This window comes from Nocardia sp. NPDC004718, from assembly GCF_053601535.1.
Window position 1 is genome coordinate 1 of the sequence record NZ_JBSGCA010000003.1, and the last position, 16,667, is coordinate 16,667.

Here is a 16,667-nt window from a genome sequence, read left to right on the forward strand (position 1 = left end):
GTTTGCGCGACCGCCGCGTGCTCCTTCGTCGCCTACGCGGCGGCCGCGCAAACGCGAGCCGGGCCGCGAACGGAACAGGCTCGGTCTCGCTTCGCTCGAAAGACATGGCTGAGGTGCGCTGAGCGCGTCCGGGATGCGAGTCGCGGAGCCGGTGCGCGCGGAGTGAGGGCGGCCATTGTCAGGCTCGTCGGCAGCAGTGGCTCGTCGAGGACGTGATGCCCTCTGGACCGCCCGCGGTGGCGGCGACGTGTTCGCAACAAGATCACTCGTATCAGGCCGGTCCGACGAAAGCCTGCTCAAGGTTCGGCTTCGGAAACTCGAGAGCCATTTGGTCGTAGTCGCTGGCTCGCCGCGTCGATGCCCGGACCGCCGCCTCGAGGAACCGGTGTCTCCGTGTTCACACTCGCCGGTATACGCCAATGACGACTGCTGCGCTTGTGGTGCGCGCGATGCGCTGGTTACGCGAATGTCGATCAGCCGTCTGGGTTCGGGTTGCTGCTCGTTTCGCCGTGGGCGGAAACGCCGCCGGGCCGGAATCGACTTGAACTCAACCATTGTTGAGGTCTTAGTGTCGGTGGCCAGGTCTTGGATGGGGCGGGGAGCGAGAGGGAGAACAACGTGAGCATCGAATCCGTGGCGTGGAGCCAAATGTACCGGCGGGCGAACGCCCCGCAGGAACAGCGGCCGTTCCGCCGCGCCACCGCACGGCGCATCGTTCGGTTCGCCGCGCCGCACCGGCGCCGGATCGGCGCGTTCCTGCTGTTCAGCGTGATATCGGCGGTACTCGCCGTGGCCACGCCGGTGCTGGCGGGCCGCGTCGTCGACCACATAGTCGGCGGCGCCGCGCCGCGAGTGGTGGTCGTCCTCGCGGTGGTGATCGGCGTGCTCGCGGTGTTCGACGCCGGACTCGGGGTGGCGACCCGGTGGATGTCGGCGCGAATCGGGGAAGGGCTCATCCTCGACCTGCGCACCGCCGTGTTCGATCACGTGCAGAAGATGCCCGTCGCCTTCTTCACCCGAACCAGGACCGGCGCGCTGGTCAGCCGCTTGAACAACGACGTCATCGGCGCCCAGCGCGCGTTCAGCGACACCCTGTCCGGCGTGGTGGCCAATCTGGTGACCCTCGCGTTGACCCTCGGGGTGATGATCAGCATCTCGTGGCAGATCACGTTGCTGGCGCTGGTGTTGCTTCCGGTATTCGTGCTGCCCGCGCGCCGGATGGGCACCCGCCTAGCCGATTTGCAGCGGGAAGCGGCCGGGCTGAACGCGGCGATGAGCACCCAGATGACCGAGCGGTTCTCCGCGCCGGGCGCGACGCTGGTCAAGCTGTTCGGCCGTCCGGAACAGGAGTCCGACGAGTTCGCGCTGCGGGCCCGCCGGGTGCGGAACATCGGCGTGCGCACCGCGATGCTGCAAACGGTCTTCGTCACCTCGCTCACGCTCGTGTCCGCGCTGGCGATCGCCTTGGTGTACGGGCTCGGCGGCTGGTACGCGCTGCGCGGGCAATTGGACGCGGGCGCGGTCGTATCGCTGTCGCTGCTGCTGACCAGGCTCTACACGCCGCTCACCGCGCTGGCCAGCGCCCGGATGGAGATCATGGCCGCGCTGGTCAGCTTCGAGCGCGTCTTCGAAGTGCTCGACCTGAAGCCGCTGATCGAAGACGCGCCGGATGCGAAAACGGTGCCTGCGGGCCCGGTCGCGGTGGAGCTGGACGCGGTGCGCTTCGGCTACCCGTCGGCCGACAAGGTGTCGCTGGCCTCGCTGGAGGACGTGGCGAATCTGGACACTCGCGGCGGAGTGGAGGTGCTGCACGACGTGTCGCTGCGCGCCGAGCCCGGTCAGCTGATCGCGTTGGTCGGCTCGTCGGGCGCGGGCAAGTCGACCATCGCGCAGCTGGTCTCCCGCCTCTACGATGTCGACGCGGGCGCGGTGCGGTTGAACGGCATGGACGTGCGCGAGCTGACCACCGGATCGATCCGCGACACGGTCGGGCTCGTCACCCAGGACGGGCACCTGTTCCACGACACCATTCGCGCCAATCTGCTGCTCGCGCGGCCGGAGGCCACCGAGGACGACCTCTGGGACGCGCTGCGGCGCGCCCGGCTGCGCGACTTGGTCGCGTCGCTGCCGGACGGGCTGGAGACCGTGGTCGGCGAGCGCGGCTACCGGCTCTCCGGCGGAGAGCGTCAGCGCCTGACCATCGCGCGCCTGCTGCTCAAGCAGCCGCGCGTGGTGATCCTGGACGAGGCGACCGCTTCGCTGGACTCGACCTCGGAAGCCGCCGTGCAGGAGGCGCTGTCCGAGGCGCTGGAGGGCAGGACCGCGCTGGTGATCGCACACCGGCTGTCCACCATCCGCGCCGCCGACCAGATCCTGGTTCTGGAAGACGGCCGGATCGTGGAACGCGGCACGCACCCTGAGCTGCTGAACGCCGATGGCCGCTACGCGGAGCTGTACCGGACGCAGTTCGCCGAGGAACCCGTCACCGCCGCGGCGTGATCCGTCGCCCGGCTAGCTCGCCGTCTGATCCGCGGTACAGGTCGTGTCGGCGTCCGGCAGGGTTCCCGCGCCGAAGTAGGTGTTGATCGCGTTGTTCACGCAACTGCTCAGCTCGGGCCGGAACGTCATGTGGATACGGACGTCTTGCAACGTGACCATCCGCGACTGCGACAGAAACTGGTGCAGCCGGACGCCGTGCGCATAGGGAGTGCGCGGATCTCCCGTCGCCTGCACGATGAGGGCGGGCACCGCGTTCCGGACCACGGTCGCGGGTTCGACCGGTCGAGGCCAGAAGGCGCACGGCTGGATGTTGCCCGCCAGCGCGCCGAACACCGGTTGCGTGGCCCGGTTCTCCTCGATGTTGCGCCAGTACCAGAGGGGATCGACGGGCGCGCTGACATCGCCGCAGGCGACCTCCGCCAAGACGGAATTCTCGTTGTCGCGCAGCGCCGCCACGATGGCGCGCAACCGCGGCGTCCGGGAGGTCGTGGGCGGACCGCCCGCGGCGTCGGCGAGTTCGCGCACCGTCGCGGCCAGCGGTTCGTTCAGCCGGAAATTCCACAGCAAAGCGTGCAGGATGAACGGCAACCAATGGTCGTCGATCGCGAATCCATCGATGACGATCGGCTGGCGGTGGGCGATGCGGACCAACTCCTCGACCTGCGCGCGCACTTGCTGCGGCGTCGCGCCGAGCCGGAACTCCTCGTCCCGGGCGGCGGCCCATACCGCCCAATCGTCCAGAGCGATCTCGTCGGCGGGTCCCCAATCCTGTACCAAGCCCGTCCAATACCGATCCGGGTCGATCGCGCTGTCGAGCACGACCCGATCGCTGCGCTCGGGGAACATCTGGGTGAACACCGCCCCGAGATACGTGCCGTAGGACAAGCCGTAGAAATTGATCTTCTCCTCGCCCAGGGCCGCCCGGACGACGTCCATGTCCCGCGCCGTATTGCGAGTGGTGAACTGCCGCACCAACTCCGGATCACGAACGACGCAGCTCGCGGCCATGCCGACGGATTGAACGGTGTCGTGCACGAAACCCAGCGGATCAAGGCCCGCCGACCGGACCATCTCGCCGACCGGCCACCCGCACCGCGGACTCGAGGTCGATTCGCCGACTCCGCGTGGGTCCATCCCGATCAGGTCGTAACTCGCCAGCACGTCGGGCGACAGCACGTCACCGAGCAGATCCACACTGTCCAGGCCCGGGCCGCCGGGACCGCCCGGATTCGACACCAGGATGCCCCGCCGCCGCGCCGGATCGCTCGCCTTGACCCGGGATATCGCCAAGGTGATCGTGCGACCGTCGGGACGCCCGTAGTCGAGCGGCACGAGGACATTCGCGCACTCGCCACCGGCTTTGTCCAAATTCTCGACGCCGCACGGCTTCCACTCGAGCGTCTGGTGGTAGAAGCGGTCCGCGCCGCTCGGGTGCGAGTCGGCCACCGGCTCGGCCCGGCCGTACGCGGGCGCGGCCAGCAGTGCGGACACCGCCACAATCGACATCGAACGCCAGAACGGATTCGCGGACAACGAAATTCGCCTCTCGACCGGAGCGAGCACGTGGGTGGATGCGGAAGAACCGTATCGGATCGGTGCTCGTGACGGTGGCAACGGCTTCCCCCGCGCGGCGAGCTCCGATCGAGGCCGTCCGCGGAAGGGGAGCACGCTCGGGCGAACCGACGAAGCCCGGCTCGAACGAATCGAGCCGGGCTTCGCGGATCGGTCTCATGCCCTGCGGTCTCGGTAGGTCCGGAACGTATCCGGCGTGGAGGTCGTCCGAGCGCTACCGAGGACTTGCGGTCAGAATTCGCCCATGACGCCGAGAACGGTGCGCCCCCGGTGGCTGCCGTTGCGGATGGAGTGCAGCACCCTCTCCACATCGGTGATCGGAGCGTAGTTCTCCAGGGTCGAAAGATGCTGCGGTCGTAGTTCTTTGCCGAGCTGGGCCCACACCTCCCTGCGGCGCTCGATCGGAAGGTTGACCGAATCGATGCCTTCCAGGGTGACGCCGCGCAGAATGAACGGCATCACCGTGGTGGGCAGTTCCGCTCCGCCGGTGAGCCCGCTGGCCGCGACCACGCCGCCGTAGCCGGTGGCGCTCAGCACGTAGGCCAGCGACGCGCCGCCGACGCTGTCCACGGCCGCGGCCCACCGCGCTTTGGTCAATGGCCGCAGCTTGGTGTTCGGGTCCTCCGGCAGCCTGCCGATCACCTCGTTCGCACCGATCTCGCTGAGCAGGTCGTCCGCGTCGGTCTTGCCGGTGGAAGCGATGACTTCGAAGCCGAGGCCGGAGAGAATGTCGATGCTCACGCTGCCGACCCCGCCGGTCGCGCCGGTGACCAGCACCGGGCCCGCGTCCGGCGTGAGGCCGCGATCGAGCAAGGCCTGCACGCTCAGCGCCGCGGTGAACCCGGCGGTGCCGAGCGCGGCCGCGTCGCGCAGGCTCAGGCCCTCCAGCTCGACCACCCATTCGGCGGGCACCCTGGCGTATTCGGCGAAGCCGCCGTTGTGCGCGACACCGATGTCGTATCCGTGCGCGATCACCTGGTCACCCGGGGCGAAATCGTCGTCGGCGGACTCGACCACCTCGCCGATTATGTCGATCCCAGGGACGATCGGGTAGTTGCGCACCACACCGCCGCCCTTGGTGATCGCCAGCCCGTCCTTGTAGTTCGCGCTCGAGTAGTGCACTCTGATCATCACGTCACCCGGCCCGAGGAAATCCTCGCCGGCCTGCTGCCGGGTCAGGACGATCCCGCTATCCGATTCGTGTGCCACCATCGCCCAGAACTCCATGCGGACGAGCATACGAGCGTCCGGACGGGTCCGGGAGTTACCGCGGCAGGAGTTCCAGCCGCACGCCGAGCAAACGAACCGGGCGGTCGAGGTCGAACCGTTCGATGATGCGCAACGCCGTCTCGGCGATTCGCGCGACGTCGATGGTCGGTTCGGGCAGTTTTTCCTGTTTGCTGCGTGTGTAGAAGGTGCTCGTGCGCACCGTCACCGAAACGCGGGTGCCGATCCGGCCCGCCGCGGCCATCTCCTCGGCGACCTCGGTGGCCAGCCGCGTGACTTGGGCGCGGATCTCTCCGGGATCGGTCAGATCGTGCGGGAAGGTCTCCGATTTGCTGCGGCCGATCGGGATTCGCGGTTCGGTGGTGACGTCCGTATCGCCCTTGCCGTGGCCGAGCACCCAGAGATACGGACCGGTGTTCGGCCCGAATTCGGCGGCGAGTCGATGCCGGTCCGCCGTCATCAGCTCGCCTACGGTCCCGATACCGAGCTCGGCGAGCCGGGCGGCGATGCGGTTGCCGATGCCCCAGAGCGCGTTGGTCGGGCGATGGGCCATCACCTCGGTCCAGTTCGCGGCGGTGAGCCGGAAGACGCCCGCGGCGGCGCCCGCATCGGCGGCGGGCTCGGCCGAGGACTTGCCCGCCGACTTGGCGAAGCCGGTCGCGAGCTTGGCGGTGAGCTTGTTGTCCCCGATGCCGATCGAGCAGGTCAGCTCGAGTCCGGCGATCGCGTCGCGTACCTGTTGCGCGAGAGCTTCCGGGTCGTCGGTGTCGGCGGCGAGGAACGCCTCGTCCCAGCCCCACACCTCGACCTGCCCCGGAAACGTCCGCAGCAGGGCCATGACCTCGTCGGAGGCGTCCTCGTAGGCAGCCATGTCCAAAGGAAGGAACACGCCGTCGGGGCACTTGCGCTGGGCGCTGCGCAGCGGCATTCCGGCCCGCACACCGAACGCCCGCGCCGGATAGGACGCGCAGGTCACCACCTTGCGTGGTTCGGCGGGATCGCCGTGGCCGCCGACGATGACCGGCAGCCCCCGCAGTTCCGGATGACGACGGAACTCCACCGCCGCCTGGAACTGATCGAGATCGACATGCAACAGCCATCTGGCCACATGCCGTTCTTACCGCAGGGGTGCGACACCGAACCGGAATTCCGATGCGATCGCCCGTCGGCCGGCATCGCCGCGCCTGCGTCGTGCCGATTGCCGGTCTCCCATGCGACTCTGCCCGTTGCGCAGCACGAAGAACAGAACTAAATTCTGGATATGAAGATTCGAGATCGGTTGCTGTTGGCGGCCGAGCGTCAGTTCGCCGAGCACGGTGCGCTCGACGCGACGCTGACGCAGATTCGGGACGCGGCGGGCGCCAGTGTCGGCGCGCTCTACCACCACTTTCCCGACAAGGCCGACCTGTATCGGCAGGTGTGGGCCAACGCGCTGGCCGACTACCAACAGCATTTCTGGGCGGTGGTCGGCGACAGCGCCGACGCGCGGGATGGTGTCACCGCGGGTGTACGGGAGCATCTGCGGTGGGTGTGCGAGAACCAATACCGTGCGACCGTGCTCACTTCGGCGCGGCCGCCGGGGGTGCGCGAGAGCGAGAGCAATCGCCGCTTCCTGTCCGACGTGACGCGCTGGTGGCGCACCCACGCCGGATACGGGACGGTGCGCGATCTTCCGATCGATCTGCTCTACGCGCTGTGGCTGGGTCCGGCGCAGGAATACACGCGACAATGGCTGGGCGGCGACATGCGTATCGCTCCCATCGAAGTCGCGGGCGAGCTGGCCGACGCCGCCTGGCTGGCGCTCGCCGCCGACCGCGCCCGAGCGGCGCGGGAGCTCGCCGAGTGACCGCCGTCAGCACCCTCGACCTGGACGGCGCCAAGAAGATATTGGCCGCGCAGCCGTTTGCCGCCCTGGTCGGCACCGAGATCACCGCGTTCGGCGACGGCGCCGCGACCTTGGTCATCCCGCTGCGCCGGGAACTGACCCAGCAATTCGGCTACGTACACGGCGGCGTGCTCGCCTACGCCGCCGACAACGCCCTCACCTTCGCGGCCGGAACGGTTCTCGGCCCTAATGTGCTGACCGGGGGAGTCACCGTCACCTAGTCGGCGGTACGCGAAAAGCCGGGCACGGAGTGCTCCGTGCCCGGCTCGTTCGACGCAGGTCAGGCGGTCGCGGCGAAAGCCGGGCCCAATGCGGGCTCGGTGACCGGCTCGATCGCGTAGGCCAGGATGTCGGCCACGTCGGCGACCGGCCGGACGTCCAGCGCGGCCAGCACCTCCGCCGGGACGTCGTCCAGATCCGGCTCGTTGCGCGCCGGGATGAACACCGTCTTCAAGCCGGCCCGCTGGGCGGCGAGCAGCTTCTGCTTCACGCCGCCGATCGGCAGCACCCGGCCGTTCAGCGTGACCTCACCGGTCATGCCGACGTCCGATCGCACCTGACGACCCAGCGCCAGCGACACCAGGGCGGTGACCATCGTGACGCCCGCGGACGGCCCGTCCTTCGGCACCGCACCCGCCGGGAAGTGGATGTGGATGTTGCGATCCAGCACCGACGGCTCGATCCCGATCTCCTCCAGGTGCGAGCGCACGTAGGTCAGCGCGATCTGTGCCGACTCCTTCATGACGTCGCCGAGCTGGCCGGTGAGGGTCAGCGAGCGCTCGCCCTCGGCGGCGTTCGCCTCGATGTAGAGGACGTCGCCGCCCGCGCCGGTCACGGCGAGGCCGGTGGCCACACCTGGGACAGCCGTGCGTTCCACCGAGTCGGGGGTGAAGCGCGGACGACCCAAGTAGTCCTTCAGGTCGTCCAGACCGATCGTCAGGGCTCCGGCGTCACGCTCGACGTCGTAACCCAATTCCGGGTCGTAACCCGATCCGGTTTCGCGCTCCGACAGCCGCGTGGCCGCTTTGCGCAGCGCCTTGGCGATCAGCCGCTCCATCTGTCTGACCCCGGCCTCCCTGGTGTAGTCGGCGGCGATCTCGCGCAGCGCTTCCTCGCTGATCGACACCTCCTCGGCGGTCAGCGCGTTGCGCTCCAGCTGCCGCGGCACCAGGAAGTCGCGCGCGATGGCCACCTTGTCGTCCTCGGTGTAGCCGTCGACGGTGATCAGTTCCATCCGGTCCAGCAGCGGGCCGGGGATGGTCTCCATGACGTTCGCGGTCGCGATGAACAGCACGTCGGACAGGTCGAGGTCCAGATCCAGGTAGTGATCGCGGAACGTGTGGTTCTGCGCCGGGTCCAGCACCTCGAGCAGCGCGGCCGCCGGGTCGCCGCGGAAGTCCGAGCCGACCTTGTCGATCTCGTCCAGCAGGACGACCGGGTTCATCGAACCGGCTTCCTTCATGGCCCGCACGATCCGGCCGGGCAGGGCGCCGACGTAGGTGCGGCGGTGACCGCGGATCTCGGCCTCGTCGCGCACGCCGCCGAGGGCCACGCGGACGAACTTGCGGCCGAGGGCTCGCGCCACGGATTCTCCCAGCGAGGTCTTGCCCACGCCGGGCGGGCCGACCAGCACCAGCACCGCGCCGGACCCGCGTCCGCCGACCACTTCCAGGCCACGGGCGGCCCGGCGAGCGCGGACCGCCAGGTACTCGACCATGCGGTCCTTGACCTCTTCCAAGCCGTGGTGGTCGGCGTCCAGCACCGCGCGGGCGGCCGAGACGTCGGCGCTGTCGGTGGTCTTCACCGTCCACGGCAGCTCGAGCACGGTGTCCAGCCAGGTACGGATCCAGCCGGATTCCGGGCTCTGATCGCTGGCACGCTCCAGCCTGCCGACTTCGCGCAGCGCCGCCTCACGCACGGTGTCGGGCAGGTCGGCCTGCTCGACGCGGGTGCGGTAGTCGTCGGCGCCGTCGGGCTCGTCCTCGCCGAGTTCCTTGCGGATCGCGTTGAGCTGCTGGCGCAGCAGGAATTCGCGCTGGCTCTTCTCCATGCCCTCGCGCACGTCTTCGCTGATCTTCTCGCTGATCTCCGCCTCGGCGATGTGCGCCTTGGTCCACTCGATCAGCGTGGCAAGCCGCTCGGCCGCGTCGGGGGTCTCGAGCAGTTCACGCTTCTGCTCGGAAGTCAGGTACGGGGCGTAACCCGCGGTGTCGGCGATGGCCGACGGGTCGGTCAGCTGATTGACCGCATCGATGATCTGCCAGGCCTCGCGGCGTTGCAGCACCGAGACGACCAGCTTCTTGTATTCGGCGGCCAGTTCCTTCGTGCGGCCGTCCGGAGCAGGCGTCTCGACCGGCTCGGCCTCGACCCACAGCGCGGCCCCCGGTCCGGTGACACCGTGCCCGATCTTGGCGCGCCGTTCGGCCTTGAGGACGGCCGCCGGGGCTCCGCCGCGCATCCGGCCGACCTGTTCGATGGTGGCGACCACGCCGTAGGTGGCGTAGCCCTCGTTCAGCCGCGGCGCGAGCAGCACGGCGTCGGTCTTGGCGGCGCGCGCGGCATCGATCGCGGCCTGCGCCGATTCGTCCAGTTCGATGGGCACGACCATGCCCGGCAGCACGATCGGATCGGTCAGGAACAGCACCGGCAGGTTCTGAGGTGTAGTCACGTCTTCGACCTTCCAAAAGTTGAGCGATGCCTACTCAACCCCGGGGTGTGCTGGTTTGTTCCGCTCCGACCGGTCCGTTCGCTGACGGCGAAGTTCCGACCGGTACGGCCCACGCTTCGCGTTGACACCCCGTCCAAGGCAATGAGAACGTTGGGGCCTTGATATCTCATACCGGCGGTACCGCCGGATCGGCTTAGGGAGTCCCATCGATGTCGTCGCTCGCCGCCGGCGTGTTCATCGACTGGGAGAGCTTGACCGGGCAGCCGAAATTCGTGGTCGACCTGATCACGTTCCCGATCTTCAGCGCGCTGGCGGGATGGCTGACGAACTGGACCGGCGTGCTGATGCTGTTCTGGCCGATCGTTTTTCGCGGAATCCGCATCCCGGGCCTGCACGTGCTCTATCCATACCTCCCCCGCCGGGTGCAAGTGCTGCCGACCTTCTCCGGCGACGGCCGCCGTCTCGGATTCCAGGGCTTCATCCCGGCGCGGGCGGAGAAGATGGCCAGCATCTGCGTGGACAAGGCCCTGATGCGGATCGGCAGCCCTAAAGATTTCATCCACGAACTCGATCTCGACGGCATCGCCGACTACATCGCGGTGCTGGCGCGGCAGCAGGTGCGCCCGCTGGTGGACGAGCTGATGTACCGGGAGAACCCGGACCTGTGGCGTACCGTGCCGCGCGCCGCCAAGCAGCTCATCTACCAGCGAGTGGACCGGGAACTGCCCGCACTGTCGCGCCGCGCGTTCGCGTCGCTGGGCGACAACGTCGACCAGTTGATCGGCATCAAGGGTTTCGTGATCTGCTACCTGCAGGACAACCCGGCCATTCTCGAGGACTTGACCACCACCATCGCGGCGCCCGAACTGCGCTTCATGGTGCGCATCGGCTTGCTCGGCGCGCCCTTCGGCGTGCTGCTGGCTCTGTACCTGCACGTGCACCAGCAGATTCCGGTGCTGGGCTTGGTCCCCGGCTGGGTGATCGTGCTGCTCGCCTCGGCGGCGATCGGCGTGATCGTGAACGTCATCGCGGTGAAGATGGTGTTCGAGCCGGGCGATCCGCAACCGAGGTACAAGTACCTGTGGAAGCAAGCACTGCTGGCCAAACGGCAGCCGCAAGCGGCGACCGATCTGGCGCACATCCTGGCCTACCAGGTGCTGACGCTGCCGAATCTGTCCAAGGAGCTGCTGGAAGGCCCGAACGGGGACAAGACCAGGCAGTTGCTGGAGCGCTTGATCGCCGACGAGATCCATCGTCAGCTCGGGCCGACCACCACACTCGTGCGGGCGGCGCTGGGGCGTCGCCAGTTCGACAACCTCACGGTGGGCGCGGCGGGCGCCGCGGTCGGCTTGGCGCCGACCCTGGTCGAGGACGAAGAATTCACCCGGGAGCAGGCCAAGACCATCGACGAGTTCGCCGCGCGTAAGCTGCGGCGGCTCACGCCGGGGGAGTTCATGGAGATGTTCTACGCCTCCGTCGAGCAGGACGCCTGGCTGCTGTATCTGCACGGTGCGGCCCTCGGCCTCGTCGTTGGAGCCGCCCACTTGATCCTTTTCGGCTGGTAGCAGGGCCACCGCCCACAATATAAAACAAGCGTGCTTGCCTTTTTTTGGGCTCGCTGCGATGCTGGACGACGGTGGCACACGAGGCGGTGGGCCCGGAACCGGCAGGGGCACAGATGGCTGATCTAGAAGCGTTGCTCGGCGACTTCGCCGACGAATGCGCGGACCTGGAACGACTCGTCGCCCCGCTGGCGCCCGAGGAATGGGCGCGCGCCACACCCGCGCCAGGGTGGACCATCGCACACCAGATCGGACATCTGGCCTGGACCGATGAGATCGCGACGATCGCCACCGCGGACGCCGCCCGCTTCCAGCAGTTGCTGACCGAAGCCGGACCGCGCGCGCTCACGTTCGTCGACGAGGCCGCCGAGAAGGCCGCGACCGAACCGCCCGCCGAGTTGCTCGACCGCTGGCGGCGTGGGCGCGCGTCGATCACCGCCGCACTGCGCGCCGTGCCCGCGGGCGCCAAACTGCCGTGGTTCGGCCCGCCCATGAGCGCCGCGTCGATGATCACCGCCCGCATTATGGAGACCTGGGCGCACGGGCAGGACGTAGCCGATGCCCTCGGCGTGCACCGGTCGCCCACGGCGCGGTTGCGCACCGTGGCCCATATCGGCGTGCGCACCAGGAATTTCGCCTACACCGTGCACGGAAAGACTCCGCCCGCAGCGGAATTCCGGGTCGCACTCACCGCGCCGGATCGCACCATCTGGTCGTGGGGGCCCGAGGACGCCGAACAGCGGGTGACCGGACCCGCGCTCGACTTCTGTCTGCTGGTGACGCAGCGCCGCCATCCGAACGATCTGGAAATCTCGGCGCACGGCGACGACGCCGCGGAATGGCTCACTATCGCACAGGCTTTCGCGGGACCGACGGGCGAAGGAAGGACAGCGGGCCAGTTCGCCTGACCCGCCCACACCCGGCCCGATCCATGCGGAATCGGGAGCGGGCGAGCGCCACACTTGGGTGCGCCGTGTTCATGTCGACGGCCGGACGCCGTTGGCCGGGTGTCTCGAGATGGCAGTCGAGAATGGCGCTCGCCAGCTACCCGAATATTTACCCGCCCGTGCGTTCACGGAAACATCGACGCCATGCACGCCAGGGCGCACCGGCTCGCCCCATGCCGCGCCCGTTGTGATTCTGCTCTCTCCGATGCGGTATGCCCCTTCGCCGCACAGGTAATCTCGTCGGGCGTACAGCTTTCCATGGTGCTGATCGCCTGTGGGGAGCAGCGTCGCTGGGAAAGGAGCATCGTGACAGCACACCGGCCTGCCCAGGTCGCACGGCATGCCGCCGTCGTGCTCGCCGGTGCGGCCAGCCTCAGCCTGACCGTCGCGGCCGGCGCTTACATCGTCCACCAGATCGCCGATACGCAGCGCCCCGATACTCCGATCGCCGCGCCGGTCACCCCAGCCGTCCCGGACGAGCCCGGTCGCGGACGAGGCACGGTCTTCTATCCCCTGCTGACCGGCAACAGCTTCGTCTTGCCCGCAGCGGTTTCCGCTCCGTGTGCCGGCGAGCCGGAAACTGCCGAGCCGCAGGCCGATTCACCTGCCACACCGCCGGGGCGCACGCCTCTGGGCGGGAAAGTTCGATTCGGTGACGCCTACGTCGGCGCGCAAGTCGCGGAGAGCGCGGCCGACACGGTTTCGGTCACCGTGGACACGAATGCCTTGACGGCGCTCACGGGTCTGTTCCGCTCCGACCCCGCGCCGCAGCAACCGGGCGCCGTGACCACCATGCGCACCGACCTCGATACCCAGCGCGGCGAAGTGCGAGTGGCGTTCTCCGACCCGAGTCTGGGCGAGCACGACCTGCACCTGGATCGGCGCCCCGCTCCCGCGCCGAAGGGAACCGGCGAACGCGCGTCCACACACGGCGCAGCGGATTCCACCGTGGTGTGACACACCGTTTACCCTGCTCGGCATGAGCGCCTACGATTTCTGCGTCATCGGCGGCGGCATCGTCGGCGTGGCGACCGCGCACCGGATCCTGGCGCGCCACCCCGGTGCGAGCCTGGTGCTGCTGGAGAAGGCAGAGCGTCTGGCGGTCCATCAGACCGGGCACAACAGCGGCGTCATCCACTCCGGCATCTACTATCCGCCGGACAGCCTGAAGGCCGAGCTGTGCCGGCGGGGTGCGCGATGGACCAAAGATTTCGCTGCGGCACAGGACATTCCGTACCGGGTCTGCGGCAAATTGCTGGTCGCCACCGACGATGCCGAGTACGGACGCATGCTCGCACTGCACGAACGTTCCGTCGTCAACGGCGTGGCCGTCGAGCTCATCGACGCCGCGGAGCTCACGCGGCGGGAACCGCGCGTCACCGGTGTCGGGGCCCTCTTCGTCCCGGACACCGGCATCATCGACTTCACCCGGGTGACCGAAGCGCTGGCCGAGGAAGTCCGCTGCGCCGGTGGCGAATTCGTGCTGGGTGCCGAGATCGCCACGCTCACCGAGACTTCGGACGCGGTGACCGCCGCCGGCCCGGCCGGTTCGTGGACAGCTCGCCGCTTGGTGGTCTGTGCGGGGCTGCAAGCCGACCGGATGGCACGGGCCGCCGGGCTGCGCACCGACTTTCGCATCGTTCCTTTCCGCGGTGAGTACTACCAGCTGCCGCAGGAGCGCAACGGCCTGGTCAGCACGTTGATCTATCCGATCCCCGATCCGGAATTGCCCTTCCTAGGAGTGCATCTGAGCCCGACCATCGACGGAGCGCTCACGGTGGGTCCGAACGCGGTGCTCGGTCTCGCGAGGGAGGGCTACCGCAAAGGCAGTCTGAACCTGCGGGACGCGCGAGAAGTGCTCGGGTTCCCGGGTTTCCACCGCGTCGCCAAGGCGAACGTGCGCACCGGCCTGCGAGAGCTGCGCAACTCGCTGTTCAAGCGGGGATACCTGGCACAGTGCCGCCGCTACTGCCCGGAGCTGACGCTCGCCGATCTGCTTCCCCGGGAAGCGGGAATTCGCGCGCAAGCGGTATTGCGAGAAGGAACCTTGGTGCACGACTTCATGATCGAGCGCACCGAGCGCTCGGTTCATCTGCTCAACGCCCCTTCACCTGCGGCGACCTCGGCCATGCCGATCGCGGAACACATCGTCGACCAACTCTGAGCGCGCGACGGAGGAGCCCTTTCCCAAGCAACTACTCGGTCGCAATCTTGCGATTCGTCGCATCGAATCGCGCCGAGCCCTCGAATAAAGAGGAGAGCTGTAGTACTTTTAACGCCAGTCGTGGAACAGGGAGGGCCTATGGGCCACATCAAGTACGCGAGTGACGTCGGAGCGCCCGTCGAGGTCGCTTTCAACTACACGGACAACCATCTATTCGTACCGGATTGGATGTTCGGGATCGCGGACTTCGTACCGACCGGCGACCAGGACCGCGGACTCGGCGCGGTCTTCGCCACCACCAGCCGCCTCGCGCTCTGGCAGCCGACCGCCACCTGCGAGATCACCGAATACCGCCGCAACGCGGTGATCGGGTACGCACTGCGCGGACATTTCTCCGGCACACTGCGGCTGCGCTTCGACCCGCTCGGTTACGGGCGCTCGGTACTGACCTCCGAGGCGGAGTACAGTCCACCTCGCGGAGTGCTCGGGCGCCTGAGCGCCGGCCTGCTGGACGCCGCGGTGAGAACGGCGTTGCGCCGCACGGAGTCGCGGTTACGGAGGGAGATAGAGGAATTCCACGGTACCGATCTTGTCGGTCGGATTGCGTAGGGTGCCAGCCATGATCATCGTGAGCACCGACGGATCCTGCCTCCGCAATCCCGGCGGCGCCATCGGCTGGGCTTGGGTCAATCATCAGGGCTCCTCGGCGAGTGGGGGAGCCGCTTCCGGAACCAACCAGGTCGCGGAGTTGCGCGCGGTGCTGGAGGCGATCGTCGCCCACCCCGGGTCCGAACCCCTGCTCATCGAGAGCGATTCGCTCTACGCCATCAAATGCGCCTCGGAGTGGGTGTCGGGGTGGCGGCTCAACGGCTGGCGCACGTCGACCGGTGGGGCGGTGAAGAACGTCGAACTCGTCCGACAGATCGATCGGGCCATCGCGAGCAGGCCGGGACCGGTCCGGTTCCGTTGGGTCCGTGGACACGTCGGCAACTATTTCAACGAGCAGGCGGACGCACTGGCCGGAGAAGCGGCTCGGCAGGCCGCGGTCACCGCGGCTGTCGCCGAGGCGAACACCGTGGAAATGCTCGCGGTGACTGTGGAGGAAACGCCGACGGCGCCGGAAGCGCCGAAAGACGAGGCCGCGGGGAAGGCGGCCGCGCCGTCGGCGCCACAGGCTCTGACGCTGTTCTGATGCGTCGGCCGAAGCGCCGCGAGCTGCCCGAATGACCTCCGGCGGTGGTGGCTCGGCCCACCGCCGGAGGCGCTCGGCTAGTTGCCCGGCTGCGGTACGGGCTGACCAGACGGTGCGGGCTGCCCCGGGGCGCCCGGCGCGGGAGCACCGCCCGGCGCGGGGGCGCCCGGCAGGCCGGTGCCCGCGCCCTTCAACATCGGCGAATCGAGCTTCTCGACCAGCCACTTGTCGCCCGACTTGTGCAGCTGGGCGATCACCACGACGAACTGCCGCTCGGGGTTGGCCTGGGTGAAGTTGGTCCGGTACTGCGTGAGGGTCACCAGCACCTTGGCCGAGGTCTGGTCACCGGACTGGTAGCCGCACTGCACGTCATCGACCCAGGACTTGACCTTCGCCTGCACCATGGCGTCCTTCAACGCCTTGGTCGCGTCGTCGAACTCCTTGAGGAACTCGCCCGACGAGCCCGCCTTCACCGTGGTGAAGTAGTCATCGAGGTTCTTCGAGTAGTCGTAGACCGAGACGTCCTTGCCGAATGCGCACGCGGCGTTGGTCGAGTCGCGGATCGCGTCGAGCTTGTCGCCGCGGTCCTTGCCCTGCAAGAAGAACACGACCACCGCGGTGATCGCGGCGACCGCGAGCACACCGGCCACGAACGCGGCCACCAGCGGAAGCGAGGTGGATTTCCCGGCCTTGTCTGCCTTCTCCGCCTTGGACAGGTCGGGCTTCGCCGCGCCGGCGGCATCCTGCGACTTCTCGGTCACCGCGTCGGTGTCCTGGTCGGAGGCGGGCGTGGTCTCGGCGTCCTTGCCGGTCTCGGCGTCGTCGGTAGACATCGATAAAACCTGCACTTTCCCGGCGCGCGTCGGTGCGCACCGATTGGCTTCAGCGGCCCGCGACAGCGAACCTTACGGGTTCCACCGGCGAGTATGCCCGCCCGGCGGGATGACCGCC

General features: G+C 68.4%; 13 protein-coding genes and 1 pseudogene. 9 read left to right on the top strand and 5 right to left on the bottom strand.

Annotated elements, in window-relative coordinates; translation table 11 throughout:
- Positions 1–618 precede the first annotated feature (618 nt).
- Positions 619–2,499 (top strand): ABC transporter ATP-binding protein, encoded by a 1,881-nt coding sequence (locus tag ACWEH3_RS03450; protein ID WP_450016043.1) that lies wholly within the window; start codon positions 619–621, stop codon positions 2,497–2,499.
- Between the two features lie 12 nt (positions 2,500–2,511).
- Here ACWEH3_RS03450 and ACWEH3_RS03455 read toward each other — a convergent pair whose 3' ends face one another.
- From ACWEH3_RS03455 to ACWEH3_RS03465, 3 genes are all read right to left on the bottom strand, one after another.
- Positions 2,512–3,990 (bottom strand): alpha/beta fold hydrolase, encoded by a 1,479-nt coding sequence (locus ACWEH3_RS03455; protein ID WP_452358261.1) that lies wholly within the window; start codon positions 3,988–3,990, stop codon positions 2,512–2,514.
- A 312-nt stretch (positions 3,991–4,302) separates the two neighbouring features.
- Positions 4,303–5,298, bottom strand: a complete 996-nt coding sequence (locus ACWEH3_RS03460) for an oxidoreductase (RefSeq protein ID WP_450016039.1) — start codon at positions 5,296–5,298, stop codon at positions 4,303–4,305.
- Positions 5,299–5,335: 37 nt separating this feature from the next.
- Positions 5,336–6,406, bottom strand: a complete 1,071-nt coding sequence (locus ACWEH3_RS03465) for a DNA polymerase IV (protein ID WP_450016037.1) — start codon at positions 6,404–6,406, stop codon at positions 5,336–5,338.
- A 153-nt stretch (positions 6,407–6,559) separates the two neighbouring features.
- Between ACWEH3_RS03465 and ACWEH3_RS03470 the strand changes: the two genes are divergently transcribed.
- Together ACWEH3_RS03470 and ACWEH3_RS03475 are read left to right on the top strand one after the other, a co-directional pair.
- A complete protein-coding gene (locus ACWEH3_RS03470) occupies positions 6,560–7,144 on the top strand; it encodes a TetR/AcrR family transcriptional regulator (protein ID WP_450016035.1) in 585 nt (194 codons plus the stop codon).
- Positions 7,141–7,401 (top strand): annotated as a pseudogene (locus tag ACWEH3_RS03475) (PaaI family thioesterase); the annotation flags it as partial. The gene ACWEH3_RS03470 and the pseudogene ACWEH3_RS03475, both read left to right, overlap by 4 nt.
- 62 nt (positions 7,402–7,463) lie before the next feature.
- Here ACWEH3_RS03475 and lon read toward each other — a convergent pair.
- Entirely contained in the window at positions 7,464–9,791 is a 2,328-nt protein-coding gene (lon, locus tag ACWEH3_RS03480) for an endopeptidase La (RefSeq protein ID WP_450016054.1), read from the bottom strand.
- Between the two features lie 269 nt (positions 9,792–10,060).
- Here lon and ACWEH3_RS03485 point away from each other — a divergent pair, with 269 nt between their 5' ends.
- From ACWEH3_RS03485 to ACWEH3_RS03510, 6 genes are all read left to right on the top strand, one after another.
- Complete coding sequence (locus ACWEH3_RS03485; protein ID WP_450016033.1) at positions 10,061–11,416, top strand: hypothetical protein; 1,356 nt, start codon at positions 10,061–10,063, stop codon at positions 11,414–11,416.
- A gap of 113 nt (positions 11,417–11,529) precedes the next feature.
- On the top strand, positions 11,530–12,321 hold the full coding sequence (locus ACWEH3_RS03490) for a TIGR03084 family metal-binding protein (RefSeq protein WP_450016031.1): 792 nt from the start codon (positions 11,530–11,532) through the stop codon (positions 12,319–12,321).
- Positions 12,322–12,666: 345 nt separating this feature from the next.
- Positions 12,667–13,317 (top strand): hypothetical protein, encoded by a 651-nt coding sequence (locus ACWEH3_RS03495; RefSeq protein ID WP_450016029.1) that lies wholly within the window; start codon positions 12,667–12,669, stop codon positions 13,315–13,317.
- Positions 13,318–13,339: 22 nt separating this feature from the next.
- Complete coding sequence (lhgO, locus tag ACWEH3_RS03500; protein ID WP_450016027.1) at positions 13,340–14,524, top strand: L-2-hydroxyglutarate oxidase; 1,185 nt, start codon at positions 13,340–13,342, stop codon at positions 14,522–14,524.
- Positions 14,525–14,662: 138 nt separating this feature from the next.
- Positions 14,663–15,133 (top strand): SRPBCC family protein, encoded by a 471-nt coding sequence (locus ACWEH3_RS03505; protein ID WP_355078867.1) that lies wholly within the window; start codon positions 14,663–14,665, stop codon positions 15,131–15,133.
- Positions 15,134–15,143: 10 nt separating this feature from the next.
- Complete coding sequence (locus tag ACWEH3_RS03510; protein ID WP_355078866.1) at positions 15,144–15,716, top strand: ribonuclease H family protein; 573 nt, start codon at positions 15,144–15,146, stop codon at positions 15,714–15,716.
- Between the two features lie 77 nt (positions 15,717–15,793).
- Here ACWEH3_RS03510 and ACWEH3_RS03515 read toward each other — a convergent pair whose 3' ends face one another.
- Positions 15,794–16,549, bottom strand: a complete 756-nt coding sequence (locus tag ACWEH3_RS03515; RefSeq protein ID WP_450016024.1) for a hypothetical protein — start codon at positions 16,547–16,549, stop codon at positions 15,794–15,796.
- Positions 16,550–16,667 lie beyond the last annotated feature (118 nt).

Excerpts from the sequence above, each read along its gene's own strand:
- lhgO (WP_450016027.1), top strand. The coding sequence starts at position 13,340 with ATGAGCGCCTACGATTTCTGCGTCATCGGCGGCGGCATCGTCGGCGTG.
- ACWEH3_RS03460 (WP_450016039.1), bottom strand. The coding sequence starts at position 5,298 with ATGGAGTTCTGGGCGATGGTGGCACACGAATCGGATAGCGGGATCGTC.
- ACWEH3_RS03515 (WP_450016024.1), bottom strand. The coding sequence starts at position 16,549 with ATGTCTACCGACGACGCCGAGACCGGCAAGGACGCCGAGACCACGCCC.
- lon (WP_450016054.1), bottom strand. The coding sequence starts at position 9,791 with ATGGTCGTGCCCATCGAACTGGACGAATCGGCGCAGGCCGCGATCGAT.
- ACWEH3_RS03490 (WP_450016031.1), top strand. The coding sequence starts at position 11,530 with ATGGCTGATCTAGAAGCGTTGCTCGGCGACTTCGCCGACGAATGCGCG.
- ACWEH3_RS03470 (WP_450016035.1), top strand. The coding sequence starts at position 6,560 with ATGAAGATTCGAGATCGGTTGCTGTTGGCGGCCGAGCGTCAGTTCGCC.
- ACWEH3_RS03505 (WP_355078867.1), top strand. The coding sequence starts at position 14,663 with ATGGGCCACATCAAGTACGCGAGTGACGTCGGAGCGCCCGTCGAGGTC.
- ACWEH3_RS03485 (WP_450016033.1), top strand. The coding sequence starts at position 10,061 with ATGTCGTCGCTCGCCGCCGGCGTGTTCATCGACTGGGAGAGCTTGACC.
- ACWEH3_RS03510 (WP_355078866.1), top strand. The coding sequence starts at position 15,144 with ATGATCATCGTGAGCACCGACGGATCCTGCCTCCGCAATCCCGGCGGC.